Source organism: Flavobacterium ponti, from assembly GCF_042652765.1.
Taxonomy (GTDB): Bacteria; Bacteroidota; Bacteroidia; order Flavobacteriales; family Flavobacteriaceae; genus Flavobacterium; species Flavobacterium ponti.
In genome coordinates, this window is the sequence record NZ_JBHSGW010000025.1 from 202,431 (window position 1) to 228,622 (window position 26,192).

At 30.4% G+C, this 26,192-nt stretch carries 21 protein-coding genes and 3 tRNA genes; 8 read left to right on the forward strand and 16 right to left on the reverse strand.

Annotated features, from left to right (window positions below; all coding sequences use genetic code 11):
• Positions 1 to 70 precede the first annotated feature (70 nt).
• Positions 71 to 331, forward strand: a complete 261-nt coding sequence (locus ACFO3U_RS09210; RefSeq protein WP_379741001.1) for a hypothetical protein — start codon at positions 71 to 73, stop codon at positions 329 to 331.
• A gap of 143 nt (positions 332 to 474) precedes the next feature.
• Here the strand turns inward: ACFO3U_RS09210 and ACFO3U_RS09215 are convergent, their stop codons facing one another.
• The 11 genes from ACFO3U_RS09215 to ACFO3U_RS09265 form a co-directional block, all read right to left on the reverse strand.
• Positions 475 to 2,502, reverse strand: a complete 2,028-nt coding sequence (locus ACFO3U_RS09215) for a hypothetical protein (protein ID WP_379741004.1) — start codon at positions 2,500 to 2,502, stop codon at positions 475 to 477.
• Between the two features lie 70 nt (positions 2,503 to 2,572).
• Positions 2,573 to 3,319, reverse strand: a complete 747-nt coding sequence (fabG, locus tag ACFO3U_RS09220) for a 3-oxoacyl-[acyl-carrier-protein] reductase (protein ID WP_379741007.1) — start codon at positions 3,317 to 3,319, stop codon at positions 2,573 to 2,575.
• Between the two features lie 160 nt (positions 3,320 to 3,479).
• A complete protein-coding gene (gene sucD, locus ACFO3U_RS09225) occupies positions 3,480 to 4,352 on the reverse strand; it encodes a succinate--CoA ligase subunit alpha (protein WP_379741010.1) in 873 nt (290 codons plus the stop codon).
• Positions 4,353 to 4,437: 85 nt separating this feature from the next.
• On the reverse strand, positions 4,438 to 5,616 hold the full coding sequence (locus ACFO3U_RS09230; protein WP_379741013.1) for a hypothetical protein: 1,179 nt from the start codon (positions 5,614 to 5,616) through the stop codon (positions 4,438 to 4,440).
• Positions 5,573 to 5,935: a nuclear transport factor 2 family protein gene (locus tag ACFO3U_RS09235; protein WP_379741016.1), complete on the reverse strand. Its 363-nt coding sequence runs from the start codon at positions 5,933 to 5,935 to the stop codon at positions 5,573 to 5,575. The genes ACFO3U_RS09230 and ACFO3U_RS09235 overlap by 44 nt, the downstream gene beginning before the upstream one ends.
• On the reverse strand, positions 5,928 to 6,863 hold the full coding sequence (locus ACFO3U_RS09240; RefSeq protein ID WP_379741019.1) for a UDP-3-O-(3-hydroxymyristoyl)glucosamine N-acyltransferase: 936 nt from the start codon (positions 6,861 to 6,863) through the stop codon (positions 5,928 to 5,930). Before ACFO3U_RS09240 ends, ACFO3U_RS09235 begins: the two co-directional genes overlap by 8 nt.
• Before the next feature lie 12 nt (positions 6,864 to 6,875).
• On the reverse strand, positions 6,876 to 7,442 hold the full coding sequence (gene efp / locus ACFO3U_RS09245; protein WP_379741022.1) for an elongation factor P: 567 nt from the start codon (positions 7,440 to 7,442) through the stop codon (positions 6,876 to 6,878).
• 43 nt (positions 7,443 to 7,485) lie between these two features.
• Positions 7,486 to 8,268, reverse strand: a complete 783-nt coding sequence (lpxA, locus tag ACFO3U_RS09250; protein WP_379741025.1) for an acyl-ACP--UDP-N-acetylglucosamine O-acyltransferase — start codon at positions 8,266 to 8,268, stop codon at positions 7,486 to 7,488.
• Between the two features lie 3 nt (positions 8,269 to 8,271).
• Complete coding sequence (locus ACFO3U_RS09255) at positions 8,272 to 9,660, reverse strand: bifunctional UDP-3-O-[3-hydroxymyristoyl] N-acetylglucosamine deacetylase/3-hydroxyacyl-ACP dehydratase (protein ID WP_379741028.1); 1,389 nt, start codon at positions 9,658 to 9,660, stop codon at positions 8,272 to 8,274.
• Between the two features lie 21 nt (positions 9,661 to 9,681).
• Entirely contained in the window at positions 9,682 to 10,695 is a 1,014-nt protein-coding gene (gene lpxD / locus ACFO3U_RS09260; RefSeq protein WP_379741032.1) for a UDP-3-O-(3-hydroxymyristoyl)glucosamine N-acyltransferase, read from the reverse strand.
• 112 nt (positions 10,696 to 10,807) lie between these two features.
• Positions 10,808 to 12,043 carry an HD domain-containing protein gene (locus ACFO3U_RS09265; protein ID WP_379741035.1) on the reverse strand — a complete coding sequence of 412 codons (1,236 nt, stop codon included), beginning with the start codon at positions 12,041 to 12,043 and terminating at the stop codon, positions 10,808 to 10,810.
• Positions 12,044 to 12,210: 167 nt separating this feature from the next.
• On the opposite strand from ACFO3U_RS09265, the gene porX reads away from it, so the two are divergent.
• The 3 genes from porX (at position 12,211) to ACFO3U_RS09280 (ending at position 15,480) form a co-directional block, all read left to right on the forward strand.
• Complete coding sequence (porX, locus tag ACFO3U_RS09270) at positions 12,211 to 13,767, forward strand: T9SS response regulator signal transducer PorX (protein WP_379741038.1); 1,557 nt, start codon at positions 12,211 to 12,213, stop codon at positions 13,765 to 13,767.
• 26 nt (positions 13,768 to 13,793) lie between these two features.
• Positions 13,794 to 14,207 carry a tRNA (adenosine(37)-N6)-threonylcarbamoyltransferase complex ATPase subunit type 1 TsaE gene (tsaE, locus tag ACFO3U_RS09275; RefSeq protein WP_379741041.1) on the forward strand — a complete coding sequence of 138 codons (414 nt, stop codon included), beginning with the start codon at positions 13,794 to 13,796 and terminating at the stop codon, positions 14,205 to 14,207.
• A gap of 76 nt (positions 14,208 to 14,283) precedes the next feature.
• A complete protein-coding gene (locus tag ACFO3U_RS09280; protein WP_379741044.1) occupies positions 14,284 to 15,480 on the forward strand; it encodes an alanine dehydrogenase in 1,197 nt (398 codons plus the stop codon).
• A gap of 62 nt (positions 15,481 to 15,542) precedes the next feature.
• Here ACFO3U_RS09280 and ACFO3U_RS09285 read toward each other — a convergent pair.
• The 3 genes from ACFO3U_RS09285 to ACFO3U_RS09295 form a co-directional block, all read right to left on the reverse strand.
• Positions 15,543 to 15,616: transfer RNA gene (locus ACFO3U_RS09285), tRNA-Arg, on the reverse strand.
• Between the two features lie 40 nt (positions 15,617 to 15,656).
• Positions 15,657 to 15,731, reverse strand: a tRNA-Pro gene (locus ACFO3U_RS09290).
• Positions 15,732 to 15,743: 12 nt separating this feature from the next.
• Positions 15,744 to 15,830 (reverse strand) — tRNA-Ser (locus ACFO3U_RS09295).
• 262 nt (positions 15,831 to 16,092) lie between these two features.
• Here ACFO3U_RS09295 and ACFO3U_RS09300 point away from each other — a divergent pair.
• Positions 16,093 to 17,271 (forward strand): acetyl-CoA C-acyltransferase, encoded by a 1,179-nt coding sequence (locus tag ACFO3U_RS09300; RefSeq protein WP_379741047.1) that lies wholly within the window; start codon positions 16,093 to 16,095, stop codon positions 17,269 to 17,271.
• A gap of 73 nt (positions 17,272 to 17,344) precedes the next feature.
• A complete protein-coding gene (locus ACFO3U_RS09305) occupies positions 17,345 to 18,106 on the forward strand; it encodes a C40 family peptidase (RefSeq protein WP_379741050.1) in 762 nt (253 codons plus the stop codon).
• A 33-nt stretch (positions 18,107 to 18,139) separates the two neighbouring features.
• On the opposite strand, the gene ACFO3U_RS09310 is transcribed toward ACFO3U_RS09305, so the two are convergent.
• Together ACFO3U_RS09310 and gyrA are read right to left on the reverse strand one after the other, a co-directional pair.
• Positions 18,140 to 19,339, reverse strand: a complete 1,200-nt coding sequence (locus tag ACFO3U_RS09310) for a tetratricopeptide repeat protein (RefSeq protein ID WP_379741053.1) — start codon at positions 19,337 to 19,339, stop codon at positions 18,140 to 18,142.
• Positions 19,340 to 19,382: 43 nt separating this feature from the next.
• The gene (gene gyrA, locus ACFO3U_RS09315) at positions 19,383 to 21,950 is read right to left on the reverse strand and encodes a DNA gyrase subunit A (protein ID WP_379741056.1); all 2,568 of its coding nucleotides are present in this window, start codon (positions 21,948 to 21,950) and stop codon (positions 19,383 to 19,385) included.
• A 249-nt stretch (positions 21,951 to 22,199) separates the two neighbouring features.
• Here gyrA and ACFO3U_RS09320 point away from each other — a divergent pair, with 249 nt between their 5' ends.
• Together ACFO3U_RS09320 and rimK are read left to right on the forward strand one after the other, a co-directional pair.
• Positions 22,200 to 24,752 carry an ATP-dependent Clp protease ATP-binding subunit gene (locus ACFO3U_RS09320; RefSeq protein ID WP_379741059.1) on the forward strand — a complete coding sequence of 851 codons (2,553 nt, stop codon included), beginning with the start codon at positions 22,200 to 22,202 and terminating at the stop codon, positions 24,750 to 24,752.
• 65 nt (positions 24,753 to 24,817) lie between these two features.
• Entirely contained in the window at positions 24,818 to 26,185 is a 1,368-nt protein-coding gene (rimK, locus tag ACFO3U_RS09325) for a 30S ribosomal protein S6--L-glutamate ligase (RefSeq protein WP_379741062.1), read from the forward strand.
• Positions 26,186 to 26,192 lie beyond the last annotated feature (7 nt).

A 26,192-nucleotide genomic window follows, 5' to 3' on the forward strand; every position in this document is an offset into this window, starting at 1 on the left:
TTTAACTAAAAACCGTAAAATTTATTTTATGAATCTTCTAAATTTGTAATAGCTCCTAATTGCAAATAAAATGAAAAGTAAAATAGAAATTTTTAAAACTACATTTTGTTCTACAACATTAAGTATTTATTTAGGCCTTTTGGTTTACAGTGTTTTTGAAATCGATTTTTCAAATTCCATAAGTTTAATTGAATTATTTATAAAATCAATTTCCACAAGTGTGACTTCGGGTTTGATTTTAGGTGTTTTAAATGCAGCCTTTAGTGATACATTGATCAAACACAAAGGTTTGTTTCAAAGAATGAATGGAGTTTTTACAAATCTTTTCTAATAAGATGATTGTTTGTTAATATAATTTTAATTGTAAGTCTGGGTTGTGAAAAGTAAAATTTTTGCGACCCTTTTTTTATAAATTATCTTACAGAAAGCTTTTCTAAATTAAAAATTAGATTAAAAATATTATAAATTAAGAATCTACAACAACCCATTATACTTCCTAACAAACCATTCCGTAGCCAAAGCAATAGCTAATAAAATCAACAACCAAACCCAATCAATCAAAGGAGATTTTTTAACGATTTCTTTTTGAATGGATTTGTAATTATCGTTTGCTAATAAATTATCAACTAAAGCATCAATATTTGTTGGATAAAAAGCTTTTCCATTGGTGTTTTGAGCCAATTGTTCTAAACGATTTTTATCAGCGTTTACAAATTGTTTTTCGATTTCAAAATCTAAAATTTCAAATGAACCTGAATATTTAGTGTTGCTGTTCTTTTCGGTAACAGTGAAACTATAATTTCCAGCTTCTAAATTGTCTAAACTTACTTTGTATTCGTTATTTCCTTTTAAGAAATCGTAAGTTTTAGAAGTATTTTTAGTCTTATTTTGTAGATTGATAGCTAATTTGGCATTTTCATCAAATTCGTAATTCTTATTGAAAAATTGAGCCGTAATTTCGATTGGTTCACCTGAATTATAAAACGATTCATGATTTACAACTAATGATTTTTTAGCACTATTTGTCGTCAAGAATTGTACAATTTTGTCCATAAAGGTATCAAATTGCGTAAATTCTTTCGTTTTAACGTGACTTTCGATTCTCCATTTCCAAATGTTTTCTCCCAACAAATAAGCATTTCTATTCGCACCATTTTCAGAAAAACACAACATTGGATTTTCAACCTCAATGCGATTGATTTTTGAACCTAGCAAAACAGAAACATTACTATTCGCTTTGATAGAACCAAATCCATTTTCTAAAGGTGGAAAATAATCGAAACCAATATTGTCTTGAGCAAATAAGTTAAATTGTTCATTGTATGAAGCTACATAATTCTCTTTTTGATTAGCCATTTTAAAGGTTAAATCGGTTTGCGATTGATTCATTACATTAAAATCAGTTGACTTTCCTGTAATGAAAAACGCATTTAATCCTAACTTTTTAGCTTGACTAATTACGGTCGAAAATTCAGAAGTTGGTTGATAAAATATACAGACATTGAATTTAGTTAAATCATTAACTTCCTTTGGTTTAAGAATGGTTACTTTACGCTGTTGATTAGCTTCTATACTTCTTTTAATAGCTCCTAAATCTGGATGATTTACAGAAGAAATTAACGCAATTTCTTTTCTTTGGTCTAAAACTTCAACGGCAAAATATTTGGTGTTATTGGTTTTATTTTTTTCAGTTAAACTACTTGAAATAGTAACTGTGTATTTTTTTGTTCCAATAGAATTTGCATTCAACAAAGCTGTTACTGTTTTCACCTTTTGACTGGCTGAAAGTGAAACGGTTTCTTTAAAAAACACACTTCCATTTTCAGATATAGAAACATTAGCACTAATTGACTTTTGACCATTATATTGTACAAATACTTCAACTGGAAATTTATTCTTTAAAAACGCGTATTTATTCACGTTTACTTGATTGATTTTTAAATCTTCCACTTCTGTTGTATCACCAACAATTACTGGGAATACATTAGCATTCGACTGAAAAGAATAAATATAATCACTTCCTTGGGTTTGATTTCCATCCGTAACCAAAATCACAGGAAAAATTGGTGCTTTGTATAGTTGTTTTATGTCTTTAGCTATTTGATCAATTTTAGATTGTTTCCCTTTAAAATCTAAGGCTTTATCTTGATAAATTTCATCATCAAACAAATACGTTTGCAGTTCAAATTTATCTTTCAACTTGCTATTTTCGCTTAAAGCTTTAAAAACCTTTGAAATATTTTCAGAAGCTCCTAATTCATTGATAGATTGTGAATTATCAAAAAATATAGGCAAAGGAGTTTTTGAAGTTTCCAACGTTTTTCGAGAGATAATTGGATTAATCAACAGCAAAAACACCGTAAAATAAGACACAAAACGTAAAAAAGTCAAAAACAAATTCAAAGTTGACTTGTTCTTGACTTTATATAGGTATTGATAAAACGACAATAATCCAGCGATTACTACTGATAGAATTAGAAGGAAGATTGTGATTTTGGTCATTTTTGTGTTTATGGTTTATTGTTTATTGTTTACGGTTAACTATAAACCATAAACTATTAACTACAAACTGTTAAGTTAACATTCCTCCATCAACATTAATAACTTGTCCGGTTACGTAAGCACTCATATCAGATGATAAAAATACACAAACGTTTGCAATATCTTCAGGTGTTCCTCCTCTTTTTAATGGAATAGCTTCTCTCCAACCTTTTACTACATCTTCGTTTAATTTTGCAGTCATTTCAGTTTCAATGAAACCTGGTGCGATTGCGTTGCAACGAATATTTCTTGAACCTAATTCTAAAGCTATAGATTTTGTAAAACCAATCATACCAGCTTTTGAAGCAGCATAATTTGCTTGTCCAGCATTACCTTTCACTCCTACTACACTACTCATGTTTACGATAGAACCTTTACGGTTTTTAAGCATGATTTTTTGAACTGCTTTTGTCATATTAAAAACAGACTTCAAGTTGATTTCGATTACTTTATCAAAATCTTCTTCAGACATTCTCATTAATAAGTTGTCTTTTGTGATTCCAGCGTTGTTAATCAAGATATCAAGATTTCCAAATTCAGCCATTACATCATCAACCAACTTTTGAGCTTCATTAAAATCAGCAGCATTTGATTTATATCCTTTTGCTTTAACTCCTAAAGCATTTAATTCGTTTTCTAAAGCTAATGCAGATTCTGCAGATGAACTGTATGTAAAAGCTACGTTTGCACCTTGTTCAGCAAATACTTTAGCAATTCCACTTCCAATTCCACGACTTGCTCCTGTTATAATAGCAACTTTTCCGTCTAATAATTTCATATTACTTGTGTTTAAAATATAAAGTTCAAATATACTATTATTTTAATGTTTTAAAAATAGAATAATGCAATTAAATAATAATTTGAGTAGATAATTTATAAAGAAAAAGCTCCAAATTCAAAACGAACATGGAGCTTTTTTATAATTAGTTTGGAATCAATTATCCCATTACTTCTTTCACTTTTTTACCGATTTCAGCAGGTGAATCAACAACGTGAATTCCGTTTTCTCTCATGATTCTTTTCTTAGCTTCTGCAGTATCATCAGAACCTCCAACGATTGCACCAGCATGACCCATTGTTCTTCCAGCAGGAGCAGTTTCACCAGCAATAAATCCTACGATAGGTTTTTTACTTCCACTTTCTTTGTACCATTTAGCAGCATCAGCTTCTAATTGACCTCCAATTTCACCAATCATAACTACGCATTCAGTTTCTGGATCGTTTATTAATAATTCAACTGCTTCTTTTGTAGTTGTTCCAATAATTGGGTCACCACCAATTCCGATAGCAGTTGTGATTCCCATACCTTGTTTTACAACTTGGTCAGCAGCTTCATATGTCAAAGTTCCAGATTTAGAAACAATACCTACATTTCCTTTTTTGAATACGAAACCTGGCATAATTCCAACTTTAGCTTCACCTGGAGTGATTACACCTGGACAGTTAGGTCCAACTAAACGGCAATCTCTATCTTGAATATAATCATAAGCTTTAATCATATCAGCAACAGGAATTCCTTCAGTAATACAAATAATTACTTTAATTCCAGCATCAGCAGCTTCCATAATTGCATCAGCAGCAAAAGCTGGTGGTACGAATAATATAGAAGTATCAGCTCCAGCTTGTTCAACTGCATCTTGCACAGTATTAAAAACAGGTCTATCTAAATGTGTTGAACCACCTTTTCCTGGAGTTACACCACCTACTACATTTGTACCATATTCAATCATTTGAGTAGCGTGAAAAGTTCCTTCACTACCTGTAAATCCTTGAACTATTATTTTTGAATCTTTGTTTACTAAAACACTCATGTTGTTATTTTTAATTTATTTTATTAAAAGTGTAGCAAAAGTAATATTTTTTGATTGATTAATAAAGTTTTTAAAAAATATTTTACTACTGAAAAGTTTCTATATTTTCTTTTTTATAAGGATAACTATAAATATAGAAGGTTGCTTTGCAATTTGGGTTTTGTTTCTTCCATTTTTTGATAACATCTATTAGAATTCTTCGTTCTGGATAAACTGTTATGTTTAATTCTTTTAAAGACCAATCATGTACAGATATTGCTACTTTATCATCACAGAATTTCCCTTTTTTAAATTTATAGACTTCAATCTTTTTTAATTCTTTAGGATTTTCAACACATATCTCTAAATATTTTGTCCCTCCTGAATATAAGTTAAATGAGAGAAAATTATCCCAAATTCCTAAAAAACAGAAAAACGGCATTATGCCTATCAAAACAAATAAAACAAAATTATAACCTTCAATTATTTTTTTAAATGATATTTTTATTGGATAATTTGAAATAAAAACTACATACAAAAACAAAATCATCAAAATATTCCATGGCCATACAATAGAATTATAGTTTAATCCAAATGGTGAAATCATTGCAATAATAAAAAGATGCATTCCAATTAAAGCTATTGCGGAAATTTTTTGAGTTTGCTTAAAAAATAAACCTAAAGCAGCAAGTACTTCAATTAGTCCAAGTAACAAACCGAAGTAATGTAGTCCACTATTTTTAATTAATTCATGTTCAAATCCGAAGAACCGATGTAAAATCATGTTTTCCCAAACAGTATATAAAAAACTACCATTTAGTTTATGCAATCCACTATTTAAGTAAATTACAAGAAGTAAGAAAGCAAAATAATTTAAAAATTGCTTCTTATTTTTATGGTAAAACAAAAAGAAAACAAAAGTCAATATAAATTGATATTCATATGGTTGCCAGCGATTTTGATCAAGTAAACAGGTAAAAATTTCCATTAAAAGTATTCCAACAAAGAGTATTTTTTTATTGGGAAAAATAAACACTAAAGTTATTCCTGTAAGAAATAAAATAAATAAAGATAAATGAATAAAATTTGGGATGTTCTCCAAAAAATCAAATGCTGGAGAAAGTGGAAAAATACGATTAGAAATCCATAATTTATAACTAGCTATTTTGGTTATAAACCAAAAAGCAGAAGTTAACTTTATAATTACTTCTGCTTTTTTATTGATTTTATATGTATCTATCTTATCCAAGAACTGAAGATTGATACCCTTTAATGATTTTTCCATTTTTAAATTCCCAAATCACTATAATTTTTGTTATTAAAATGACTTCAGAAGGATTTTCAATTGTTGATGCATAATAATTATATCGTGCTGCAACAGAATCACCTTCACCAAAAACGGTTAATAAGTCTATTTTTGAATAAGAATAATTCTCAAATAACTCTTTAGTAAGCTTCAATATATCAGATTTATTATATGTAAATTGACCCACTGAACTATTCCATTCAAGAGAAATAGAGTCGTCAACTAATTTATCAACATAATCTAAATTTCTAAAATTATCAGTTGTATAAAAATCCTTTATAATTTCAACATTAGTCATTTTGAATCTTTTTTAAAATTTCAGGTATTCTTTTAATATTTGCTAACTGCTTTAGTTTTTCTCTAGATTCTTCAATTGGAGTACCAAAATAAACTTTAGATCCTTCAATTGATTTTGTGATACCAGTTTGTCCCATTACAACAGCTTTTGAGCCAATGGTGATTCCACTAGTAGTTCCAACTTGTCCCCAAAGCGTTACTTCATCTTCAACAATAACACAACCTGCAATTCCGGTTTGAGCTGCAATTAAACATTTTTTACCAATAACCGTATCATGACCAACATGCACTTGATTATCAATTTTTGTTCCTTCACCAATTGTTGTATCACCTGTAACACCTTTGTCAATTGTACACAAGGCTCCTATTCCAACATTATCTTTAATAACAACTCTTCCACCAGAAAGTAATTGATCAAAGCCTTCTGCACGTTTTTTATAATAAAATGCATCAGCTCCTATGATTGTTCCTGCATGAATAATTACATTATCTCCAATAACAGTATTATCATAAATAGAAACATTAGAGTGAATAATACAATTTTTACCAATTGACACATGATTTCCAATGAAACAGTTAGGTTGAATGTAAGTATTTTCTCCAACTGTAGAACTGTCTGAAATTGGAATATTAATTGGTTGAAAAGGTTTAAAGTGTTTTGTTAATGTATTGAAATCCCGAAAAGGGTCATCAGAAATTAATAAAGCTTTACCTTCAGGACAGTCTACTTTTTTGTTAATTAAAACAATAGTTGCTGCAGATTGTAAAGCTTTATCATAATATTTTGGATGATCCACAAAAACAATATCTCCAGGTTCAACAACATGAATTTCATTCATTCCTTGAATAGGAAAATTTGCATCACCTACGAATTCCGTATTAATAATAGTAGCAATTTCGCTTAAAGTATATGTTTTTGGAAATTTCATATAGAAAATAAATTACTCTTTTATACGCTCCATGTAGTTACCAGAAGCTGTGTCAATTTTAATTTTATCACCTTCATTAATAAATAAAGGCACATTTACTGAAGCACCAGTTTCAACAGTTGCAGGTTTTGTAGCATTAGTTGCAGTATTTCCTTTAACACCTGGTTCAGTATAAGTTACTTCAAGAATAACTGAAGCTGGCATATCTACTGATAAAGGTAAATCAGTTTCAGTGTTGATTTGCAGCATTACATTTGTTCCTTCTTTCAATAAATCTGGAGCATCTAATACGTCTCTTTGTAAAGTAATTTGTTCGTAGTTATCTACATTCATAAAATGAAATGTATTTCCTTCTGCATATAAAAATTGGTAAGTGTGAGTTTCTACACGAACTACATCTATTTTATGACCTGCAGAAAATGTATTATCTAATACTTTTCCATTACTTACTGATTTTAATTTTGTTCTTACAAACGCTGGTCCTTTTCCTGGTTTAACGTGTAAAAATTCGATAATTTTATAAATATCATGATTATATTTGATACATAATCCGTTTCTAATATCTGATGTACTTGCCATTATATTTGTTTGTTTTGGTTTTTAATTTTTGTTTGTTCAGGGTTTAAACTCCTGTATATCCTTTCATTATACCTCTTGATGAACTTCTGATGAATTGAATAATTTCATCTCTTTCTGGAGTTGCTTCCATTTCAGCTTCAATAATTGCAACTGCTTGAGATGTATTGTAATTCTTTTGGTAGAGAATTCTATAAATATCTTGAATTTCTCTAATTTTTTCAGTTGTAAATCCTCTTCTTCTTAATCCTACAGAGTTTATTCCTACGTAAGATAATGGTTCTTTTGCAGCTTTTGTAAAAGGAGGAACATCTTTCCTCACTAAAGATCCACCAGAAACCATTGCATGTTCTCCTATTGAAATAAACTGATGAATAGCTGCTAAACCACCAATTATTGCATAATTTCCAATGGTTACATGTCCAGCTAAAGCTACTCCATTTACAATAATTGCATTATCACCAATATGACAATCGTGAGCAATATGAGCAGTTGCCATGATAAGACAATTGTTTCCAATTTTAGTCTGACCCGAAGCTATTGTTCCTCTATTGATAGTTACACATTCTCTAACGGTTGTATTGTCTCCAATAATAGCCAAAGAATCTTCTCCTCCAAATTTTAAATCTTGAGGAACGGCTGAAATTACTGCACCTGGAAAAATATTACAATTTTTTCCAATTCGAGCTCCTTCCATAATAGTTACATTTGAACCAATCCAAGTTCCTTCTCCAATAATTACATTATTATGAATGGTTGTAAAGGGATCGATTACTACATTTCGAGCTATTTTTGCTCCTGGATGTACATAGGCTAATGGTTGATTCATCTTTTATTGTTTTTTTGCTATTTGAGCCATTAATTCTGCTTGAGCTACTAGTTTACCATTAGCATAGGCATTGGCTTGCATGTGACAAATTCCACGTCTAATAGGTGTAATTAAATCACATTTAAAAATTAAGGTATCACCTGGTAATACTTTTTGTTTGAATTTTACATTATCTATTTTCATAAAGAATGTTAGATAATTTTCAGGATCTGGAACCGTACTTAAGACTAAAATTCCACCTGATTGTGCCATTGCTTCTACTATTAAAACTCCTGGCATAACTGGTGCATCTGGAAAATGACCTACAAAGAAAGGCTCATTCATAGTCACATTTTTCAATCCAACTACATGAGAATCTGACATTTCTAATATTCTATCTACCAATAAGAATGGTGGTCTATGAGGCAACATAGCCATAATTTGATGAATATCCATCAGAGGCTCTTTATGCAAATCATACACTGGAACTTGGTTTCTTTCTTCTATCTTAATTATTTTAGAAAGTTTTTTAGCAAATTGTGTATTTACGAAATGTCCTGGTTTATTGGCAATAACTTTTCCTTGAATTCTACATCCTACTAAAGCTAAATCTCCAACAACATCTAATAATTTATGACGAGCAGCTTCATTAGGATGATGCAATTCTAAATTATCTAAAATTCCATTTGGTTTAACTGATATTTTATCTTTTCCAAAGGCTTTTTTAAGGTTACTCATTGTGTCATCAGAAATTTCCTTATCTACATAAACAATAGCATTGTTTAAATCACCACCTTTAATTAAGCCATTATTTAGTAAAGCTTCTAATTCATGTAAAAAACTAAAAGTTCTACTATCTGAAATTTCTGTTTTGAATTCAGAAATATTTTTCATCGTAGCATTTTGAGTTCCTAAAACTTTAGTACCAAAATCCACCATTGCGGTTACACAATAAGTATCATGAGGAATCACAGTGATTTCACTTCCTGTTGCCTCATCTGTATATGAAATAACTTCTTTAACAACATACACTTTTCGATCAGCATCTTGCTCAACAACACCTACTTTTTCAATAGCTTCCACAAAATATTTTGATGATCCATCCATTATTGGTGGTTCAGAAGCATTTAGTTCAATGATAACATTATCAACATCACAGCCAACAAATGCAGCTAAAACGTGCTCAGATGTCTGAATAAAAACTCCTCTTTTTTCAAGATTTGTACCACGTTGTGTATTCATTACATAATTAGCATCAGCCTCTATCATTGGCTCACCTTCTAAATCAACTCTAATAAATGTAAAACCATTATTTACTGGTGCAGGTTTAAATGTCATTGTTACTTCTTGTCCTGTATGAAGTCCAACACCTTTTAGGGTAATTTCTCCTGCAATGGTTGTCTGTTTAACCATAAAATATCTAATTTAAACTTGTTATTTCTTTTTTAATTCTTCTAATTCATTGACAATATTCGGCAAATTTTTGAAATGCACATATGATTTTGCAAAATCACCATAGTTAAAAGCAGGTGAACCTTGCACAACTTCATTATCACCAATACTTTTTCCAATTCCAGCTTGTGCTTGAATTTTCACACCATTTCCTATAACTAAATGTCCAGCTATACCAACTTGTCCACCAATCATACAGTTTTTACCAATTTTGGTTGAACCTGCAATTCCGGTTTGAGCAGCAATTACGGTGTTTTCATCGATTTCTACATTATGAGCTACCTGAATATGATTGTCTAATTTAACTCCTTTTCTAATAATAGTAGAACCTAATGTTGCTCTATCTATAGTTGTGTTTGCTCCTACTTCAACATTATCTTCAATAATTACATTACCAATTTGAGGAATCTTGGAATAAGTCCCATCCTCAAGAGGTGCAAATCCAAAACCATCAGAACCAATAATACTTCCTGAATGGAAAGTGCAATTATTTCCTATTTCAGTTTCAGAATAAACTCTAACTCCAGCAAAAAAAATACAATCATCACCAATAACAACATTATCACCAATGAAAGTATTAGGATAAATTTTGGCATTCTTTCCTATAGTTACATTCTTTCCAATATAACAGAAGCTACCTAAATATAGACCTTCACCATAAGTTACATTCTCTGAAATCATTGAAGGTTGCTCAATACCTGATTTCATCAATTTTACTTGATTGTAGTATTCTAAAAGAGTTGAAAATGATTTGTAAGCATCTTCTACTCTAATTAATGTAGTAGTTATTTCTTGTTCAGCTACAAAATCATGATTTACAATTGTTATAGTAGCTAAAGTTGAATATATATAATTGCTGTATTTTTTATTTGCTAAAAAAGTAAGCGATCCTTCTGATCCTTCCTCAATTTTTGCTAATTTATAGACTTCAGCATTAGGATTACCTACTACTTCACCATTTAATATACCTGCAATTTGTTCTGCTGTAAACTTCATTTAAAATTTTTAAGTTACCGTCAATCCTGACGGAATTTTCTTTTTTACATTATAGTTGAAAGATCCTTAATTATATTTCAATCTCACAAAAATATAAAATTAAATCAAATAGCTATGCAACTATCAATTCTTTTGGATAACAAATAAAATATTTTGTAACTGGTTTTGATAATGCTTTAAGACTTAATTGATCAGAAGCTTGTGCTACATCTTCTATGGTTCCATCCTTTTTTAGGATACGAATAGGTTCACTTTCTTTGTTGTAAGCTTGGTTCTTTATTTTTCCTTTAAAAACAAAATATTCGGTTTCCAAAGCTGTTGTTTTATGAATTGAAATAAATTTATTTTTATAAGATAACAAACTCTCTTTGTTTGGTTTATCGTCCATCATTTGAATTTTTAATAAATCCCTATTGATAATCATTTTTGAAAGTGAACTCAATACAAAATCATCATGAAATTGCCAATTCTTAATAGCACTCATGACATCAAAATCGTCTAAATAAGAAAAGGTCTGAAGAATTTTTGCATCAAAGTTTTCAAAAGAAATTTTATGATTTAAAAAGAATTGCAAAGGTTCACTACAGTTTAAAACAATTCCGTTTTGAGTTAATTCTTTGGCTCTTTTTAAAATATTCATCAAGATAATTTCAGAAACCACACTTGTTTTATGCAAATAGGCTTGCCAATACATCAATCGTCTTGCCATTAAGAATTTTTCAACCGAATAAATTCCTTTCTCTTCAATAACTAATACATCATCTTGAACATTCATCATTTGAATCAAACGTTCGCTATTAATGTTTCCTTCTGCAACACCACTGTAAAAACTATCTCTTCGCAAATAATCCATTCGATCCATATCCAACTGACTCGAAACCAATTGTAGCATGAATTTTCTATGATATTGCTCTTTAAAAATTTGAATAGCTAATATTAATTTTCCGTCAAATTCCTTATTCAATTGCTCCATAAACAACAAAGACAATTGTTCGTGATGAACTTCATCAACAATACTTTGTTCCATGGCATGACTAAAAGGGCCATGACCAATATCATGTAACAAAATGGCAATTAACAAAGCATTTTCTTCATCTTCAGAAATTTCAACAGCTTTAAAACGAAGGGTTTGAATGGCTTTTTGCATTAAATGCATACATCCTAAAGCGTGATGAAAACGAGTATGATGTGCTCCTGGATAAACTAAATAAGTTAAACCCATTTGCGATATTCTTCGCAATCGCTGAAAATAAGGATGTTGAATTAAATCGTAAATTAACGTATTAGGAATGGTGATAAAACCATAAATTGGATCGTTAAAAATCTTGAGTTTATTGATTTGGCTCACAAAAAATATTTTTGGTAAAAGTAAGGATTTTTGAGGTTATTGTAAAAGATTTATTTTTACTGGAAATTCTATAAAATTTTATACAAATTTTAATACATTCAACGTTGTATTAGTACTAACTTGCATTCTTTATTAATAAGTAAGAACAGATAAACATTCCACATAATATGAATAAGATAAAAATTCTTTGGGTTGATGACGAAATAGATTTATTAAAACCTCATATATTATTCCTAGAAAAGAAAAATTACGACGTTACAACTTGTAACAACGGACAAGATGCTATAGATTTATTTGAAGAAACAAATTTTGATATCGTTTTTTTAGATGAAAACATGCCTGGTTTGAGTGGTTTAGAAACACTTTCAGAAATGAAAGAAAAGAAATCTTCAGTTCCTGTAATAATGATTACAAAAAGTGAGGAAGAATACATCATGGAAGAAGCTATCGGTTCAAAAATAGCTGATTACCTAATAAAACCAGTAAACCCAAATCAAATTTTGTTAAGTTTAAAAAAGAACTTAGATCATTCAAGACTGGTTTCAGATAAAACTACTTTAGACTACCAAAAAGAATTTCGTAAAATAGCAATGGATATGGCTATGGTAAATTCTTTTGAAGATTGGGTTGAGATGTACAAAAGATTAATTTTTTGGGAATTGGAACTAGAAAATATTGAATCTCAAAGTATGATTGAGATTTTAGAAAGTCAAAAACTAGAAGCAAATACGCAATTTGGTAAATTTATTGAACGTAATTACGAAGATTGGTTTACTAATACCAAAGACAAACCATTTTTATCACATGAAATATTTGGAGAATTAGTAGCTCCAGAACTTAGAAAAAAAGAAAAGCCAGTTCTTTTTATTGTAATTGATAATTTGCGTTATGACCAATGGAAAGCATTTGAAAGTATTGTAAATAATCATTACAAACTGGAAAAAGAAGTAAGCTACTACTCTATTTTACCAACAGCAACTCAATATGCTCGAAATGCTATTTTTAGTGGTTTGACTCCGTTAGATATGGAAAAGAAATTTCCTCAGTATTGGAAAAATGATGTGGATGATGGTGGAAAAAACCTTTATGAAGGAGAGTTTTTAACCGAACAATTAAAGCGTTTGGGTTTAAATATCAAACAAGAATATTATAAAATCACTAATTTTAAAGACGGTAAAAAGTTAGCTGAAAATTTTAAAGGATTAAAAGATAATGATTTAACCACTATTGTTTACAATTTTGTAGATATGCTTTCTCACTCTAAAACCGAAATGGATGTTGTGAAAGAATTAGCATCTAATGATAAAGCTTATCGTTCTTTAACTTTGAGTTGGTTTAAAAATTCTCCATTGTTAGAAATGATTCAACAAGCACAACAATTAGGTTTCAAGTTGATTTTAACAACTGATCATGGAACAATTAACTGTAAAAATCCTTCAAAAGTAATTGGTGATAAAAACACTAGTTTAAACTTACGTTATAAAACAGGAAGAAGTTTAACCTATGAAGATAGAGATGTTTATGCCATAAAAGATCCTAAAAAAGTAGGTTTACCAGCAATAAATATGAGTAGTTCGTTTATTTTTGCAAAGAATGACTTATTTTTAGCTTACGTGAATAATTTCAACCACTATGTAAGTTATTATAGAAATACTTATCAACATGGTGGAATTTCTTTAGAAGAAATGATTATTCCTTTCTTAGTTTTTGAACCAAGAAATTAGTTTTAACAAATTATACAAATCTTTAAATGGAAATTACTTTTTCATTAGACGAAATACATGAAGTTGCAAAAAAAATTCTTGCCTTTCCTGGTTTAAAGAAGGTAATTACTTTTGATGCGACAATGGGTGTTGGAAAAACAACTTTAATTAAAGCTTTAGTTAAAGAATTAAATGTTTCTGATAATAGCAGTAGTCCAACGTTTTCAATCGTTAACGAATATCGAACTTCCGAATTAGAACCTATTTATCATTTTGATTTATACCGTTTAAATAACGAAATTGAAGGCTACGATATGGGCTTAGATGAATACTTCTACTCAGGAAACTGGTGTTTTATAGAATGGCCCGAAAAGACTCCAAATTTAATTCCAATGGATCATGCAAGAATCATTATTAAAGAAGTTGAAAATGGAAAACGTCAACTTATTTTAATTAATTAAAGTACTTTTTTATTTTAATAGCATTGTTTTAAATATTGAAAAAAATAAGTAACTTGGCACAACTTAACTAAAAACTATGGCATCCTTTTCCCCTTTTTCTAAAATGCAACTAATGCCTCAAGAAGAAAAACTTGAAGTAGCTCGTCATAAAAGCGAATTATTTATTGGTGTTCCTAAAGAAATATCTTATCAAGAAAGAAGAATTTGCCTTACACCAGATGCAGTTAGTTCATTGGTACATCAAGGACACAGGGTAATGATAGAATCTGGAGCTGGAGAAAGTTCTAGTTTCACAGATATAGAATACAGTAATGCTGGAGCTGAAGTTACAAAAGACACTAAAAAAGTTTTCAGTTGTCCAATGATTCTTAAGGTTGAACCACCTACAATTGATGAAATTGACTTAATTAACCCTCAGACTATTGTACTTTCAGCCATTCAATTAAAAACACAGAAAAAAGCATATTTTGAAGCATTAGCACACAAAAGAATTACAGCTTTAGCTTATGAATTCATAAAAGATGAAGATGGCTCTTATCCAGCTGTAAAGTCTTTATCTGAAATTGCAGGAACTGCTTCTGTTTTAATTGCAGCTGAATTAATGATTAATGAAAACATAGGTAAAGGATTATTATTTGGAAATATTACAGGAGTTCCTCCAACAGAAATTGTTATTCTTGGAGCGGGAACAGTTGCCGAATTTGCTGCAAGAACTGCTTTAGGACTTGGTGCAAGTGTAAAAGTTTTTGATAATTCTATTACCAAATTAAGACGACTTCAAAATTTATTAAACCAAAGAATATTTACTTCTACAATTCAAGAAAAAGCATTGGTAAAAGCTTTAAGAAGATGTGATGTTGCTATTGGTGCAATGAGAGGTAAAAATAGGACTCCTATTGTTGTAACGGAAACAATGGTTGAACACATGAAAAAAGGTGCTGTTATTGTAGATGTAAGCATTGATTCTGGAGGAAGCTTTGAAACTTCTGAAGTTACAACACATGAAAAACCAACTTTCATTAAAAACAATGTAATTCATTATTGTGTTCCAAATATTCCTTCAAGATATTCTAAAACAGCTTCATTGTCAATAAGTAACATTATTACTCCTTTCTTACTTCAAATTGCAGAAGATGGTGGTTTAGAAAGCGCTATTAGATGCAATAGGGGTTTGAAAAATGGAGTTTATTTCTATCATGGTTTATTAACCAACAAATCAATAGCGGATTGGTTTTCTATAGAATACAGAGATATCAATTTGATTGTTTTTTAGAATTTTATCGATTTAAAATATATCTAAAACAAAAAAGCCTTGCAATTGCATGGCTTTTTTTGTGATCGCGCCAGGATTCGAACCTGGGACCTACTCATTAGAAGTGAGTTGCTCTATCCAGCTGAGCTACGCAACCAATATTTACTGTTCAAAGTCATTAAAATAACTTTATTTTGTCGGGGTGGCAGGATTCGAACCTGCGACCTCCTGCTCCCAAAGCAGGCGCGATGACCGGGCTACGCTACACCCCGAAAAAAAATAAGCGGAGAGTAAGGGATTCGAACCCTTGGTACAGTTTCCCATACGCTTGTTTAGCAAACAAGTCCTTTCGGCCACTCAGGCAACTCTCCAATCTTTTTATTTCTGCAAAGAACTTATCTTTTTAGCGGTTGCAAATGTAGGTTTTACATCTTATTCTTGCAACATTTTTTTGCTTTTTTTTGAGTTAAATATGAAAATAAATTAAAATTAATTAAAAATCAAGTATATAGAAATTATAAAAAAAATAGAAAAATAAATTATTCCACAAACATTACTTATTTTTCAATGATTTTAATTCTAATTTTAGAAAAAATAAGTATAAATTTATTAAATTCGCAAAAAATAAATATTATGAGTACAAAAGTAGTTATCGTTTCAGCAGTAAGAACTCCAATTGGAAGTTTTATGGGTGCTTTATCAACTGTTCCAGCTACACAGTTAGGTGCAACTGCTATAAAAGGAGCTTTAAATAAAATCAATTTAGATGTTAATCTTGTAGATGAAGTTATAATGGGTAATGTTGTTCAGGCTGGAAATGGTCAGGCACCAGCTAGACAAGCTGCATTAGCTGCAGGTTTATCAAATAATGTCCCTTGTACAACAATCAATAAAGTTTGTGCTAGTGGAATGAAAGCTGTTATGCAAGGTGCTCAAGCTATTATGGCTGGTGATGCAGAAGTTGTTGTTGCAGGTGGAATGGAAAATATGAGTTTGATTCCTCACTATGTTCACATGAGAAATGGGGTAAAATTTGGCCCTACTTCACTTGTTGATGGAATGCAAAGAGATGGTTTAGTGGATGCTTATGATAATCAAGCAATGGGAACTTGTGCTGATTTGTGTGCAACAGAATATAAAATTTCAAGAGAAGAACAAGATAATTTTGCAATACAATCTTATGAACGTTCAGCAAAAGCTTGGGAAGCTGGAAAATTTGATTCTGAAATTGTACCTGTTGAAGTACCACAACGTCGTGGAGATGCCTTAATTGTATCAAAAGACGAAGAGTATACAAATGTTAAGCTTGATAAAATCCCTGCTTTGAATCCAGTATTTACGAAAAATGGTACAGTTACAGCTGCTAATGCTTCAACAATCAATGATGGTGCTGCTGCTTTAGTTTTAATGAGTGAAGAAAAAGCAAATTCTTTAGGATTAACTCCTTTAGCTTACATAAAATCATATGCAGATGCAGCTCAAGAACCAAAATGGTTTACAACTGCTCCTGCTAAAGCTTTACCAAAAGCGTTAGACAAAGCTGGAATTTCGATTAGTGATGTAGATTATTTTGAATTCAATGAAGCATTTGCAGTTGTAGGATTAGCTAATGCTAAAATTTTAGGGTTAAATGAAGATAAAGTAAATGTTAATGGTGGTGCAGTTTCATTAGGTCACCCTCTTGGATGTTCAGGTGCTAGAATTATTGTAACTTTAATTAATGTTTTATTACAAAACAATGCAAAAGTTGGAGCAGCTGCTATTTGTAATGGTGGAGGTGGTGCATCAGCGATTGTGATTGAAAGAGCTTAAATTTAATTATGAATTATGAGTTATGAATTATAATTTTGTTCTAACTCATAATTTTACTAATTGCATTATTTAAATGTTTGGAATTTGTAACCTTGCCATTGTTCCTTTGCGATTTGAACCTTCAGATAAAAGTGAACAGGTTTCACAGCTTTTATTTGGTGAACATTTTAGAATTATTGAGCAAAAACCTAAATGGATTTATATTGAATTAGCTTACGATGGTTACAAAGGATGGATTAATAATAAACAATTTCAAACTATATCTGAAGAGCATTTTGATATATTAAATACAATTTCTAACGTATTAAGTGCAGATTTGATTGAATACATCTCTACTCCTAACAATCAATTGATACCAATTCCATTGGGAAGTAGTCTGTCCTTTTTAGACAATGATGATATAAATGATTCTAAATTTTCATTTGATGGTCTAAAAGTTTGTGGAATAAAAGATAAATCAGAATTAATTAAAACAGCATTTATGTATTTGAATGCTCCTTATTTATGGGGTGGAAAATCCCCTTTTGGCATTGATTGTTCTGGTTTTACACAAATGGTTTATAAACTGAATGGTTACCAATTATTGAGAGATGCTTCTGAACAAGCAAACCAAGGTGACCCTTTAAGCTTTATTGAAGAAAGTGAACCAGGTGATTTAGCTTTTTTTGATAATGAAGAAGGACATATTATTCACGTTGGAATCATGATGGAAAACAATTATATTATTCATGCTTCTGGTAAAGTAAGAATTGATAGATTAGACCATTTGGGTATTTACAATGTTGATACTGGTAGACATACTCACAAATTAAGAGTTATTAAAAAAATAATATAAAAAAATCCCGTTTTTCAACGGGATTTCTATTTTTTATAATTTATCTGCTTTTTCTTTCATATCCAAAACATTATATGTAGATTTTAATGCATTTTTATAATCTGCATTAGTAGGCTCTAAATTATATGCCTTCTCAAAATAAGGCAAAGCTCTAATGAAAGAATTTTTTCTCTTTAAAACTAATTCATCATATTTTGTTCTATTATCCAAATTCTTATTAATTTCCTCAACTAATTTACCATCTTCTGCAATAGATAAATAACCTATTTTAAATTGCAAAGTTGCATTGTTTGGATCTTTTTCTACTAATTCTTTTATGAGTTTAGAATATGTTACCAAATCATTTGAATTATAATATAAATTGGCTTCATTAGTTAAAAGCTCTAAATCATCATTGTTAAATTCTTTAGCCTCATTATATATTTTTTTTGCTTTTTCAACATTTCCATTATTCTCAACTAAAGTAGCATACATCTTATATATACTTGGTTTTTTTAAAATTACTTTTTCATCTCTAGGTTTTTCATGAGTTCCAATATTTATAGCATTTAATCTTGCTTTAGAACTTGGAAAAGTTTCCTCTTTTTCATTTGCTTTACTGACTGCATAATAAACTATTCCATTAGTTAAATAATCGCTATTTAAAAATTCCTCATAAAGTTTTTCGGCTTTTTTGTAATCTTCTGATTGAACACTTAAAATTGCCGCATTTTCTAAGTTTGAGCCATCGTTTTTATCTAATAAATATGCTAAATAAAAATAATCAGATGCATCTTTAAATTTTGAACTTGAATTTAAAGTATAGGCTTTTTGTAAAACTAAAGGTTTTATAAGAGGAACTATATCTTTAACTATATCACTAGTATGTTCTTTTTTTACAATATTCTTTTCGAAATCTAAAACCTTATTAAAATATTCAGCAGTTATAATTAGCTTATTATAAGCCAATGAGTTTATAATGGCAGTTTTATCAGTAGGGTTATTAATAGCAATTACAAAAACTTCCATTAGAGGTTGAATTCCTTTGTAAAAATTATATTTATTCTTTTGCTCAGGGCTTAAGTTACTCAACATCCCATCCAAAGAGGCTAAAGCAACTTTTACTTTGTCAATATCTTTTTGAGAAGGTGCTGAACTTAAATTATAAGTTCTGTCTAAGGTTTTTAACTCATCTGTTTGTGCTAAAATAGCAAAACTAAAAAAAAGTGTTACAATAAAAATTATTTTTTTCATATAAAATATTTAAAAAAGCCCAAAACTAATTGGGCTTTGCAATTTATTCTTCAGTTTCCGATTCTTCAGATAAATCAGTATCTGTATTATTTTCAGTATTGTTTGTTATTTCTCCTTCAACAATATCTCCTTCAATTATAACTTCTTCTTCTTCTCGAAGAACTTTTGTAACTGCTGCAATTGAATCTTTTCCTTTAATATTGATTAATCGAACTCCTTGAGTAGCTCTACCCATAGTTCTTAAATCAGAAACATTCATTCTAATGGTTAATCCAGATTTATTGATAATCATTAAGTCATCTGCATCAGAAACGATATTGATAGAAACTAAAGCACCTGTTTTTTCAGTAACATTTAAAGCTTTAACTCCTTTTCCTCCTCTGTTTGTTATTCTATAGATAGCTTCACCATCTTCTTCAAGTTTGGTACGTTTTCCATAACCATTCTCTGTTACAACTAACAATTGTGTATCATTTACATCATTTACATCTACAGAAACCATTCCAATTAACTCGTCTGTTTCATCTTTTAGAGTAATTCCTCTTACTCCAGAAGCAGTTCTACCCATTGGTCTAGTTTTTTCTTCTTCAAAACGAACAATTTTACCTGAACGAACAGCTAATAAAACTTGGCTATTTCCTGTAGTTAATTTTGCTTCTAATAATTCGTCATCTTCTTTAATTGTAATTGCGGCAACTCCATTAACTCTTGGACGAGAATACTTTTCTAAAGAAGTTTTCTTTACCTGACCTTGCTTCGTAGCCATAATTACATAATGACTGTTGATATATTCTTCATCTTTAAGGTCTTGTGTGCAAATAAAAGCTTTTACTTTATCATCATTTTCGATATTGATAAGGTTTTGAAGTGCTCTACCTTTACTAGCTTTTGTTCCTTCTGGTATTTCAAAAACTCTCATCCAGAAACATTTTCCTTTTTGAGTAAAGAACATTAAATATTGGTGATTTGTAGCGACGAATAAATGTTCTAAGAAATCTTCATCTCTTGTGGCTGCACTTTTTTGTCCAACTCCACCTCTATTTTGTGTTTTATATTCTGATAATGAAGTTCGTTTGATATAACCTGCATGAGAAATTGTAACAACAACTTGCTCATCTGCAATTAAATCTTCAATGCTTACATCACCACCAGCATATTCAATTACTGAACGTCTTTCGTCTCCGTATTTATCTTTAACTTCAGCTAATTCATCTTTAATTACTTGCGATCTCATTTCTTTACTAGCTAATAACTCTTTTAAATAAGCAATTAACTTCATAATTTCTTCATATTCTGCACGTAATTTATCTTGCTCAAGACCTGTTAATTGTCTCAAACGCATTTCAACAATGGCACGAGCTTGAATTTCAGATAAATTAAACCTTTCAATTAATTTCTCTCTTGCTTCTTCACCATCTTTCGATGCTCTAATAATTTTGATTACTTCATCTATATTATCAGAAGCAATAATTAAACCTTCAAGAATGTGAGCTCTTTCTTCTGCTTTACGTAATTCATATTGTGTTCTTCTAACAACTACATCATGTCTATGCTCAACAAAATAATGAATTAAATCTTTTAGGTTCAACATTTGAGGTCTACCATTAACAAGTGCAATGTTATTTACACTAAAAGAAGATTGTAGTTGAGTATACTTATATAATGTGTTTAAAACTACATTAGGAACAGCATCACGTTTTAGTTCATAAACAATACGCATTCCGTTTCTATCCGATTCATCACGAATATTTGAAATACCTTCAATTTTTTTATCATTTACTAAATCTGCCGTTTTTTTAATCATATCAGCTTTATTAACCTGATATGGGATTTCTGTAACAACAATAGCTTCTTTGTTGTTAGATTCTTCAAAAGTAGCTTTAGCACGCATTACAATACGTCCACGACCAGTTTTAAATGCCTCTCTTACTCCTTCGTAACCATAAATAGTTCCACCTGTTGGAAAATCTGGAGCTTTTATATAATTGATTAGTTCGTCTATTTCAATTTCTGGATTATCAATGTATGCCAATGTTCCATCAATTACTTCAGTCAAGTTATGAGGAGCCATGTTTGTAGCCATACCTACAGCAATTCCAGAAGCACCATTAATTAATAAGGTTGGAATTTTTGTTGGCATAACAGTTGGCTCTTCCAACGTATCGTCGAAATTTAACTGAAAGTCAACAGTTTCTTTGTCTAAATCAGCCAACATATCTTCAGATATTTTTCGCATACGTGCTTCAGTATAACGCATTGCTGCTGGACTATCTCCATCTACTGATCCAAAGTTACCTTGTCCGTCAACCATCATATATCTCAAACTCCATTCTTGAGCCATACGAACCATTGCATCATAAACCGATGTATCTCCATGTGGGTGATACTTTCCTAATACTTCTCCAACAATTCTAGCTGATTTCTTGTGAGCTCTATTAGAAAGAACTCCTAATTCATACATTCCATATAATACTCTTCGATGTACAGGCTTTAAACCATCTCTAACATCAGGAAGAGCTCTAGATACTATAACTGACATTGAATAATCAATGTAAGCTGATTTCATTTCATCTTCAATGTTAATAGGAATTAACTTTTCTCCTTCAGACATAGGTATTTTATATTAAAATTATTGTTATTACTTAAACGTGCCAATTTACTGCTTTTATATTTTTTTACCATCCTTTTTTTAAATAAATATAAAAGATTTATTAACAAAAAGTAATCATTTTTTGATGATAACTCCATTCATTTTAACTTTTATTATTGAGATATTTTTTGTCAATTAGCCTTAAAATAATAGTATACTAGTTTTTAGTATTCTATATTATTTGTATATTTACTTGATTAAATTAATATAATGGACGATAATTTTTCCCCAAGAGTTAAAGATGTAATTACTTACAGTAAAGAAGAAGCTTTGCGTTTAGGTCATGACTTCATTGGCACAGAACACTTAATATTGGGTATTCTTAGAGATGGCAGTGGAAAAGCAATGACCATTTTAAATAGCTTAGCAATTGACTTTAGTCACTTACGTAAAAAAGTAGAACTATTGAGTCCTGCCAATTCGACAGGTATTCAAAATAATGATAAAAAAAATCTTCATCTAACCAGACAAGCCGAACGTGCAATTAAAACTACTTTCCTTGAAGCCAAGCTGTACAATAGTTCAGCCGTAAGTACGGCACATTTATTGTTGTGTATATTACGTAATGAAAATGATCCAACTACCAAGTTGATGAAAAAATTAAAAATCGATTACGAAACCGTTAAAGAAAATTATATTGCTATGATAAATAACGAAGAAGATTTTATAGAAAACCTACCAAAAGCTGAATCATATAATGATGATTCTGGACAAGATGATGGAATTAAAGATAGTGCTTTTAACAACCCTTCTTCAGGTAGTAAAACAACAAAAAAATCAAAAACTCCTGTCTTAGATAATTTTGGTAGAGATTTAACCGAAATGGCTGAAGAAGGTAAATTAGACCCTGTTGTAGGTCGTGAAAAAGAAATTGAAAGAGTTTCTCAAATTTTAAGCCGTAGAAAGAAAAACAACCCTTTACTGATTGGTGAACCTGGAGTTGGAAAATCTGCTATTGCAGAAGGTTTAGCTCTAATGATTATCAAGAAAAAAGTATCTCGTGTTTTATTTAACAAACGTGTTGTTACTCTTGATTTAGCTAGTTTAGTGGCTGGAACAAAATACCGTGGACAGTTTGAAGAACGTATGAAAGCTGTCATGAATGAATTAGAAAAAAATGATGACATCATTCTATTCATTGATGAAATTCATACTATTGTTGGTGCTGGTGGAGCTACTGGTTCGTTAGATGCTTCTAATATGTTTAAACCTGCTTTAGCTCGTGGAGAAATTCAATGTGTTGGTGCAACAACTCTTGATGAATACCGTCAATATATTGAAAAAGATGGAGCTCTTGAAAGACGTTTTCAAAAAGTAATCATTGAACCTACTTCTGTAGATGAAACGATTACAATCTTACATAATATTAAAGGTAAATATGAAGATCATCATAGCGTAACATACACAGATGAAGCTATTGAAGCTTGTGTAAAATTAACGAATCGCTATATGACTGACAGATTCCTTCCAGATAAAGCTATCGATGCTTTAGATGAAGCTGGTTCTAGAGTTCATATTACCAATATTGATGTACCAAAACAAATTTTAGATTTAGAACGTCAATTGGAAGAAGTCAGAGAATTGAAAAATTCTGTTGTTAAAAAACAGAAATATGAAGAAGCTGCTAAACTTCGCGATGATGAAAAACGTATTGAAAAAGAATTAGCAATCGCTCAAGAAAAATGGGAAGAAGATGCTAAAAATAATAGAATTGAAGTTTCAGAAGATAATGTAGCTGATGTAGTTTCAATGATGACTGGAATTCCAGTGAATAGAATTGCACAAACTGAGAGTAATAAATTAGCTCATTTACCTGAATTGATTCAAGGAAAAGTGATTGGTCAAAATGAAGCGGTTTCTAAAATTGCTAAGTCAATTCAAAGAAATAGAGCTGGTTTAAAAGACCCAAATAAACCAATTGGATCATTCATATTTTTAGGTCAAACAGGAGTTGGTAAAACACAGTTAGCCAAAGTATTAGCAAAAGAGTTATTTGATTCTGAAGATGCCCTCGTTCGTATTGATATGAGTGAATATATGGAGAAGTTTGCTATCTCTAGATTAGTAGGTGCTCCTCCAGGATATGTTGGTTATGAAGAAGGTGGACAACTAACTGAAAAAGTTAGAAGAAAACCTTATTGTGTGGTTCTTTTAGATGAAATCGAAAAAGCTCATCCAGATGTTTTCAATATGATGCTTCAAGTTTTAGATGATGGTCATTTAACAGACAGTTTAGGACGAAAAATTGATTTTAGAAACACTATAATCATTATGACATCTAATGTTGGTGCTCGTCAATTAAAGGATTTTGGACAAGGTGTTGGATTTGGAACAGCTTCAAAAACAGCTCAAGCAGATGAAAATTCGAAAGGAATTATTGAAAACGCTCTTAAGAAAGCATTTGCACCAGAATTTTTAAATAGAATTGATGATGTAGTTGTCTTCAATTCGCTAGAAAAAGAAGATATTGATAAGATTATTGATATCGAAATGGATAAGTTGTATTTAAGAATTAAAGGTTTAGGATATACTTTAAATTTATCAGAAAAAGCTAAAGATTATATCGCAGACAAAGGTTTTGATAAACAATTTGGAGCTAGACCACTAAAAAGAGCTATTCAAAAATATGTTGAAGATGCTTTAGCAGAAGAGATTATAACATCAAAAATACATGAAGGAGATGAAATTTTCATGGATTTAGATGAAGATAAGCAAGAACTTACTGTAACAATCAAAAAATCTGAAAAACCTGCTGAAAAGTAGGTTTTTTTTTCTCTTTGATTTATCAAAAAAAATAGTACTTTAGATTAAAATTAACACAATACAAAATGCAACAAAAAGTCATTGTAGGTAGCGAAGAATGGTGTTCTTTGCCAACAATTGGAATTCCAACCATAAAAGCAAGAGTTGACTCAGGAGCCAAAACTTCAGCACTACATGCTATAAACATAAAAACTTATACCAAAGATCATCAAGAATGGGTGAAATTTGACATTAATCCTATTCAAAACAATGCAAAAGCACTTATTCATTGTGATGCTCAATTAGTTGACCAAAGAATTGTTAAAAGTTCAAGTGGATTCCGTGAAAAAAGATATGTAATTCGCACTAATGTTTCTTTAGGTGGAAAAACTTGGGAAATTGAAGTTACGTTAACCAATCGTGATTCAATGGGATACAGAATGCTTTTAGGTAGAGAAGCTATGTCTGGAAGAGTTATGGTTGATCCTGAGCAAAAATTTGTTTTGGGCCAGCCAACTAATGAAAAACTAAAAGAATACTATTATTCTGAATCTTCAGAAAAAAAAGGATTAAGAATTGGACTTTTGGCTAGTAACCCAGAATTATATAGTAATAAACGAATTTTAGAAGCTGGAGAAATGCGTGGACATGAAATGCATTTTTTAAATCTGAAATATTGCTATATGAAATTGGATGCAGATACACCTGAAATTCATTATCGTGGTGGAAAAATTCTAAATGATTTTGATGCCGTAATTCCAAGAATTCGTCCAAGTATGACTTATTATGGTTGTGCTTTAACACGTCAATTTGAAGCTTTAAAAGTATTTGCTTTAAATAATGCTGCAGCTATTACACAATCTCGTGATAAGTTATTTTCATTACAATTGCTTTTAAATAATGGTGTTGACATTCCAACTACTGGATTTGCTAATTCTCCTTTAGATACAGATGATTTAATTAAAATGGTTGGTGGTTCTCCCTTAATTGTTAAATTATTAGAAGGAACTCAAGGAAAAGGTGTTGTATTGGCTGAAACAAAAAAAGCTGCTGAATCAGTTATTAACGCTTTCAAAAGTTTGAATGCTAATATTTTAGTTCAAGAATTTATTAAAGAAGCTAACGGAAAGGATTTACGTCTTTTTGTGGTTGATGGAAAAGTAGTTGCTGCTATGCAAAGAGAAGCTGCTCCTGGTGAATTTAGAGCTAATATTCACATGGGTGGTTCTGCTTCTGTAGTTAAAGTTACAGCTGAAGAAAAGAAAATTGCTATAAAAGCTGCAAAAGCGATGGATTTAAAAGTGGCTGGTGTTGATATTATTCGTTCTTCAAAAGGTCCTTTATTACTTGAAGTAAATTCCTCTCCTGGTTTAGAAGGTATCGAAGGAGCAACAAATAAGGACATTGCTGGTGAAATGATAAAAGCGATTGAGAAAAATTTTAAATGGAAATAATTTTAAA

Excerpts from the sequence above, each read along its gene's own strand:
- ACFO3U_RS09210 (WP_379741001.1), top strand. The coding sequence starts at position 71 with ATGAAAAGTAAAATAGAAATTTTTAAAACTACATTTTGTTCTACAACA.
- ACFO3U_RS09215 (WP_379741004.1), bottom strand. The coding sequence starts at position 2,502 with ATGACCAAAATCACAATCTTCCTTCTAATTCTATCAGTAGTAATCGCT.
- fabG (WP_379741007.1), bottom strand. The coding sequence starts at position 3,319 with ATGAAATTATTAGACGGAAAAGTTGCTATTATAACAGGAGCAAGTCGT.
- sucD (WP_379741010.1), bottom strand. The coding sequence starts at position 4,352 with ATGAGTGTTTTAGTAAACAAAGATTCAAAAATAATAGTTCAAGGATTT.
- ACFO3U_RS09230 (WP_379741013.1), bottom strand. The coding sequence starts at position 5,616 with ATGGAAAAATCATTAAAGGGTATCAATCTTCAGTTCTTGGATAAGATA.
- ACFO3U_RS09235 (WP_379741016.1), bottom strand. The coding sequence starts at position 5,935 with ATGACTAATGTTGAAATTATAAAGGATTTTTATACAACTGATAATTTT.
- ACFO3U_RS09240 (WP_379741019.1), bottom strand. The coding sequence starts at position 6,863 with ATGAAATTTCCAAAAACATATACTTTAAGCGAAATTGCTACTATTATT.
- efp (WP_379741022.1), bottom strand. The coding sequence starts at position 7,442 with ATGGCAAGTACATCAGATATTAGAAACGGATTATGTATCAAATATAAT.
- lpxA (WP_379741025.1), bottom strand. The coding sequence starts at position 8,268 with ATGAATCAACCATTAGCCTATGTACATCCAGGAGCAAAAATAGCTCGA.
- ACFO3U_RS09255 (WP_379741028.1), bottom strand. The coding sequence starts at position 9,660 with ATGGTTAAACAGACAACCATTGCAGGAGAAATTACCCTAAAAGGTGTT.
- lpxD (WP_379741032.1), bottom strand. The coding sequence starts at position 10,695 with ATGAAGTTTACAGCAGAACAAATTGCAGGTATATTAAATGGTGAAGTA.
- porX (WP_379741038.1), top strand. The coding sequence starts at position 12,211 with ATGAATAAGATAAAAATTCTTTGGGTTGATGACGAAATAGATTTATTA.
- tsaE (WP_379741041.1), top strand. The coding sequence starts at position 13,794 with ATGGAAATTACTTTTTCATTAGACGAAATACATGAAGTTGCAAAAAAA.
- ACFO3U_RS09280 (WP_379741044.1), top strand. The coding sequence starts at position 14,284 with ATGGCATCCTTTTCCCCTTTTTCTAAAATGCAACTAATGCCTCAAGAA.
- ACFO3U_RS09300 (WP_379741047.1), top strand. The coding sequence starts at position 16,093 with ATGAGTACAAAAGTAGTTATCGTTTCAGCAGTAAGAACTCCAATTGGA.
- ACFO3U_RS09305 (WP_379741050.1), top strand. The coding sequence starts at position 17,345 with ATGTTTGGAATTTGTAACCTTGCCATTGTTCCTTTGCGATTTGAACCT.
- ACFO3U_RS09310 (WP_379741053.1), bottom strand. The coding sequence starts at position 19,339 with ATGAAAAAAATAATTTTTATTGTAACACTTTTTTTTAGTTTTGCTATT.
- gyrA (WP_379741056.1), bottom strand. The coding sequence starts at position 21,950 with ATGTCTGAAGGAGAAAAGTTAATTCCTATTAACATTGAAGATGAAATG.
- ACFO3U_RS09320 (WP_379741059.1), top strand. The coding sequence starts at position 22,200 with ATGGACGATAATTTTTCCCCAAGAGTTAAAGATGTAATTACTTACAGT.
- rimK (WP_379741062.1), top strand. The coding sequence starts at position 24,818 with ATGCAACAAAAAGTCATTGTAGGTAGCGAAGAATGGTGTTCTTTGCCA.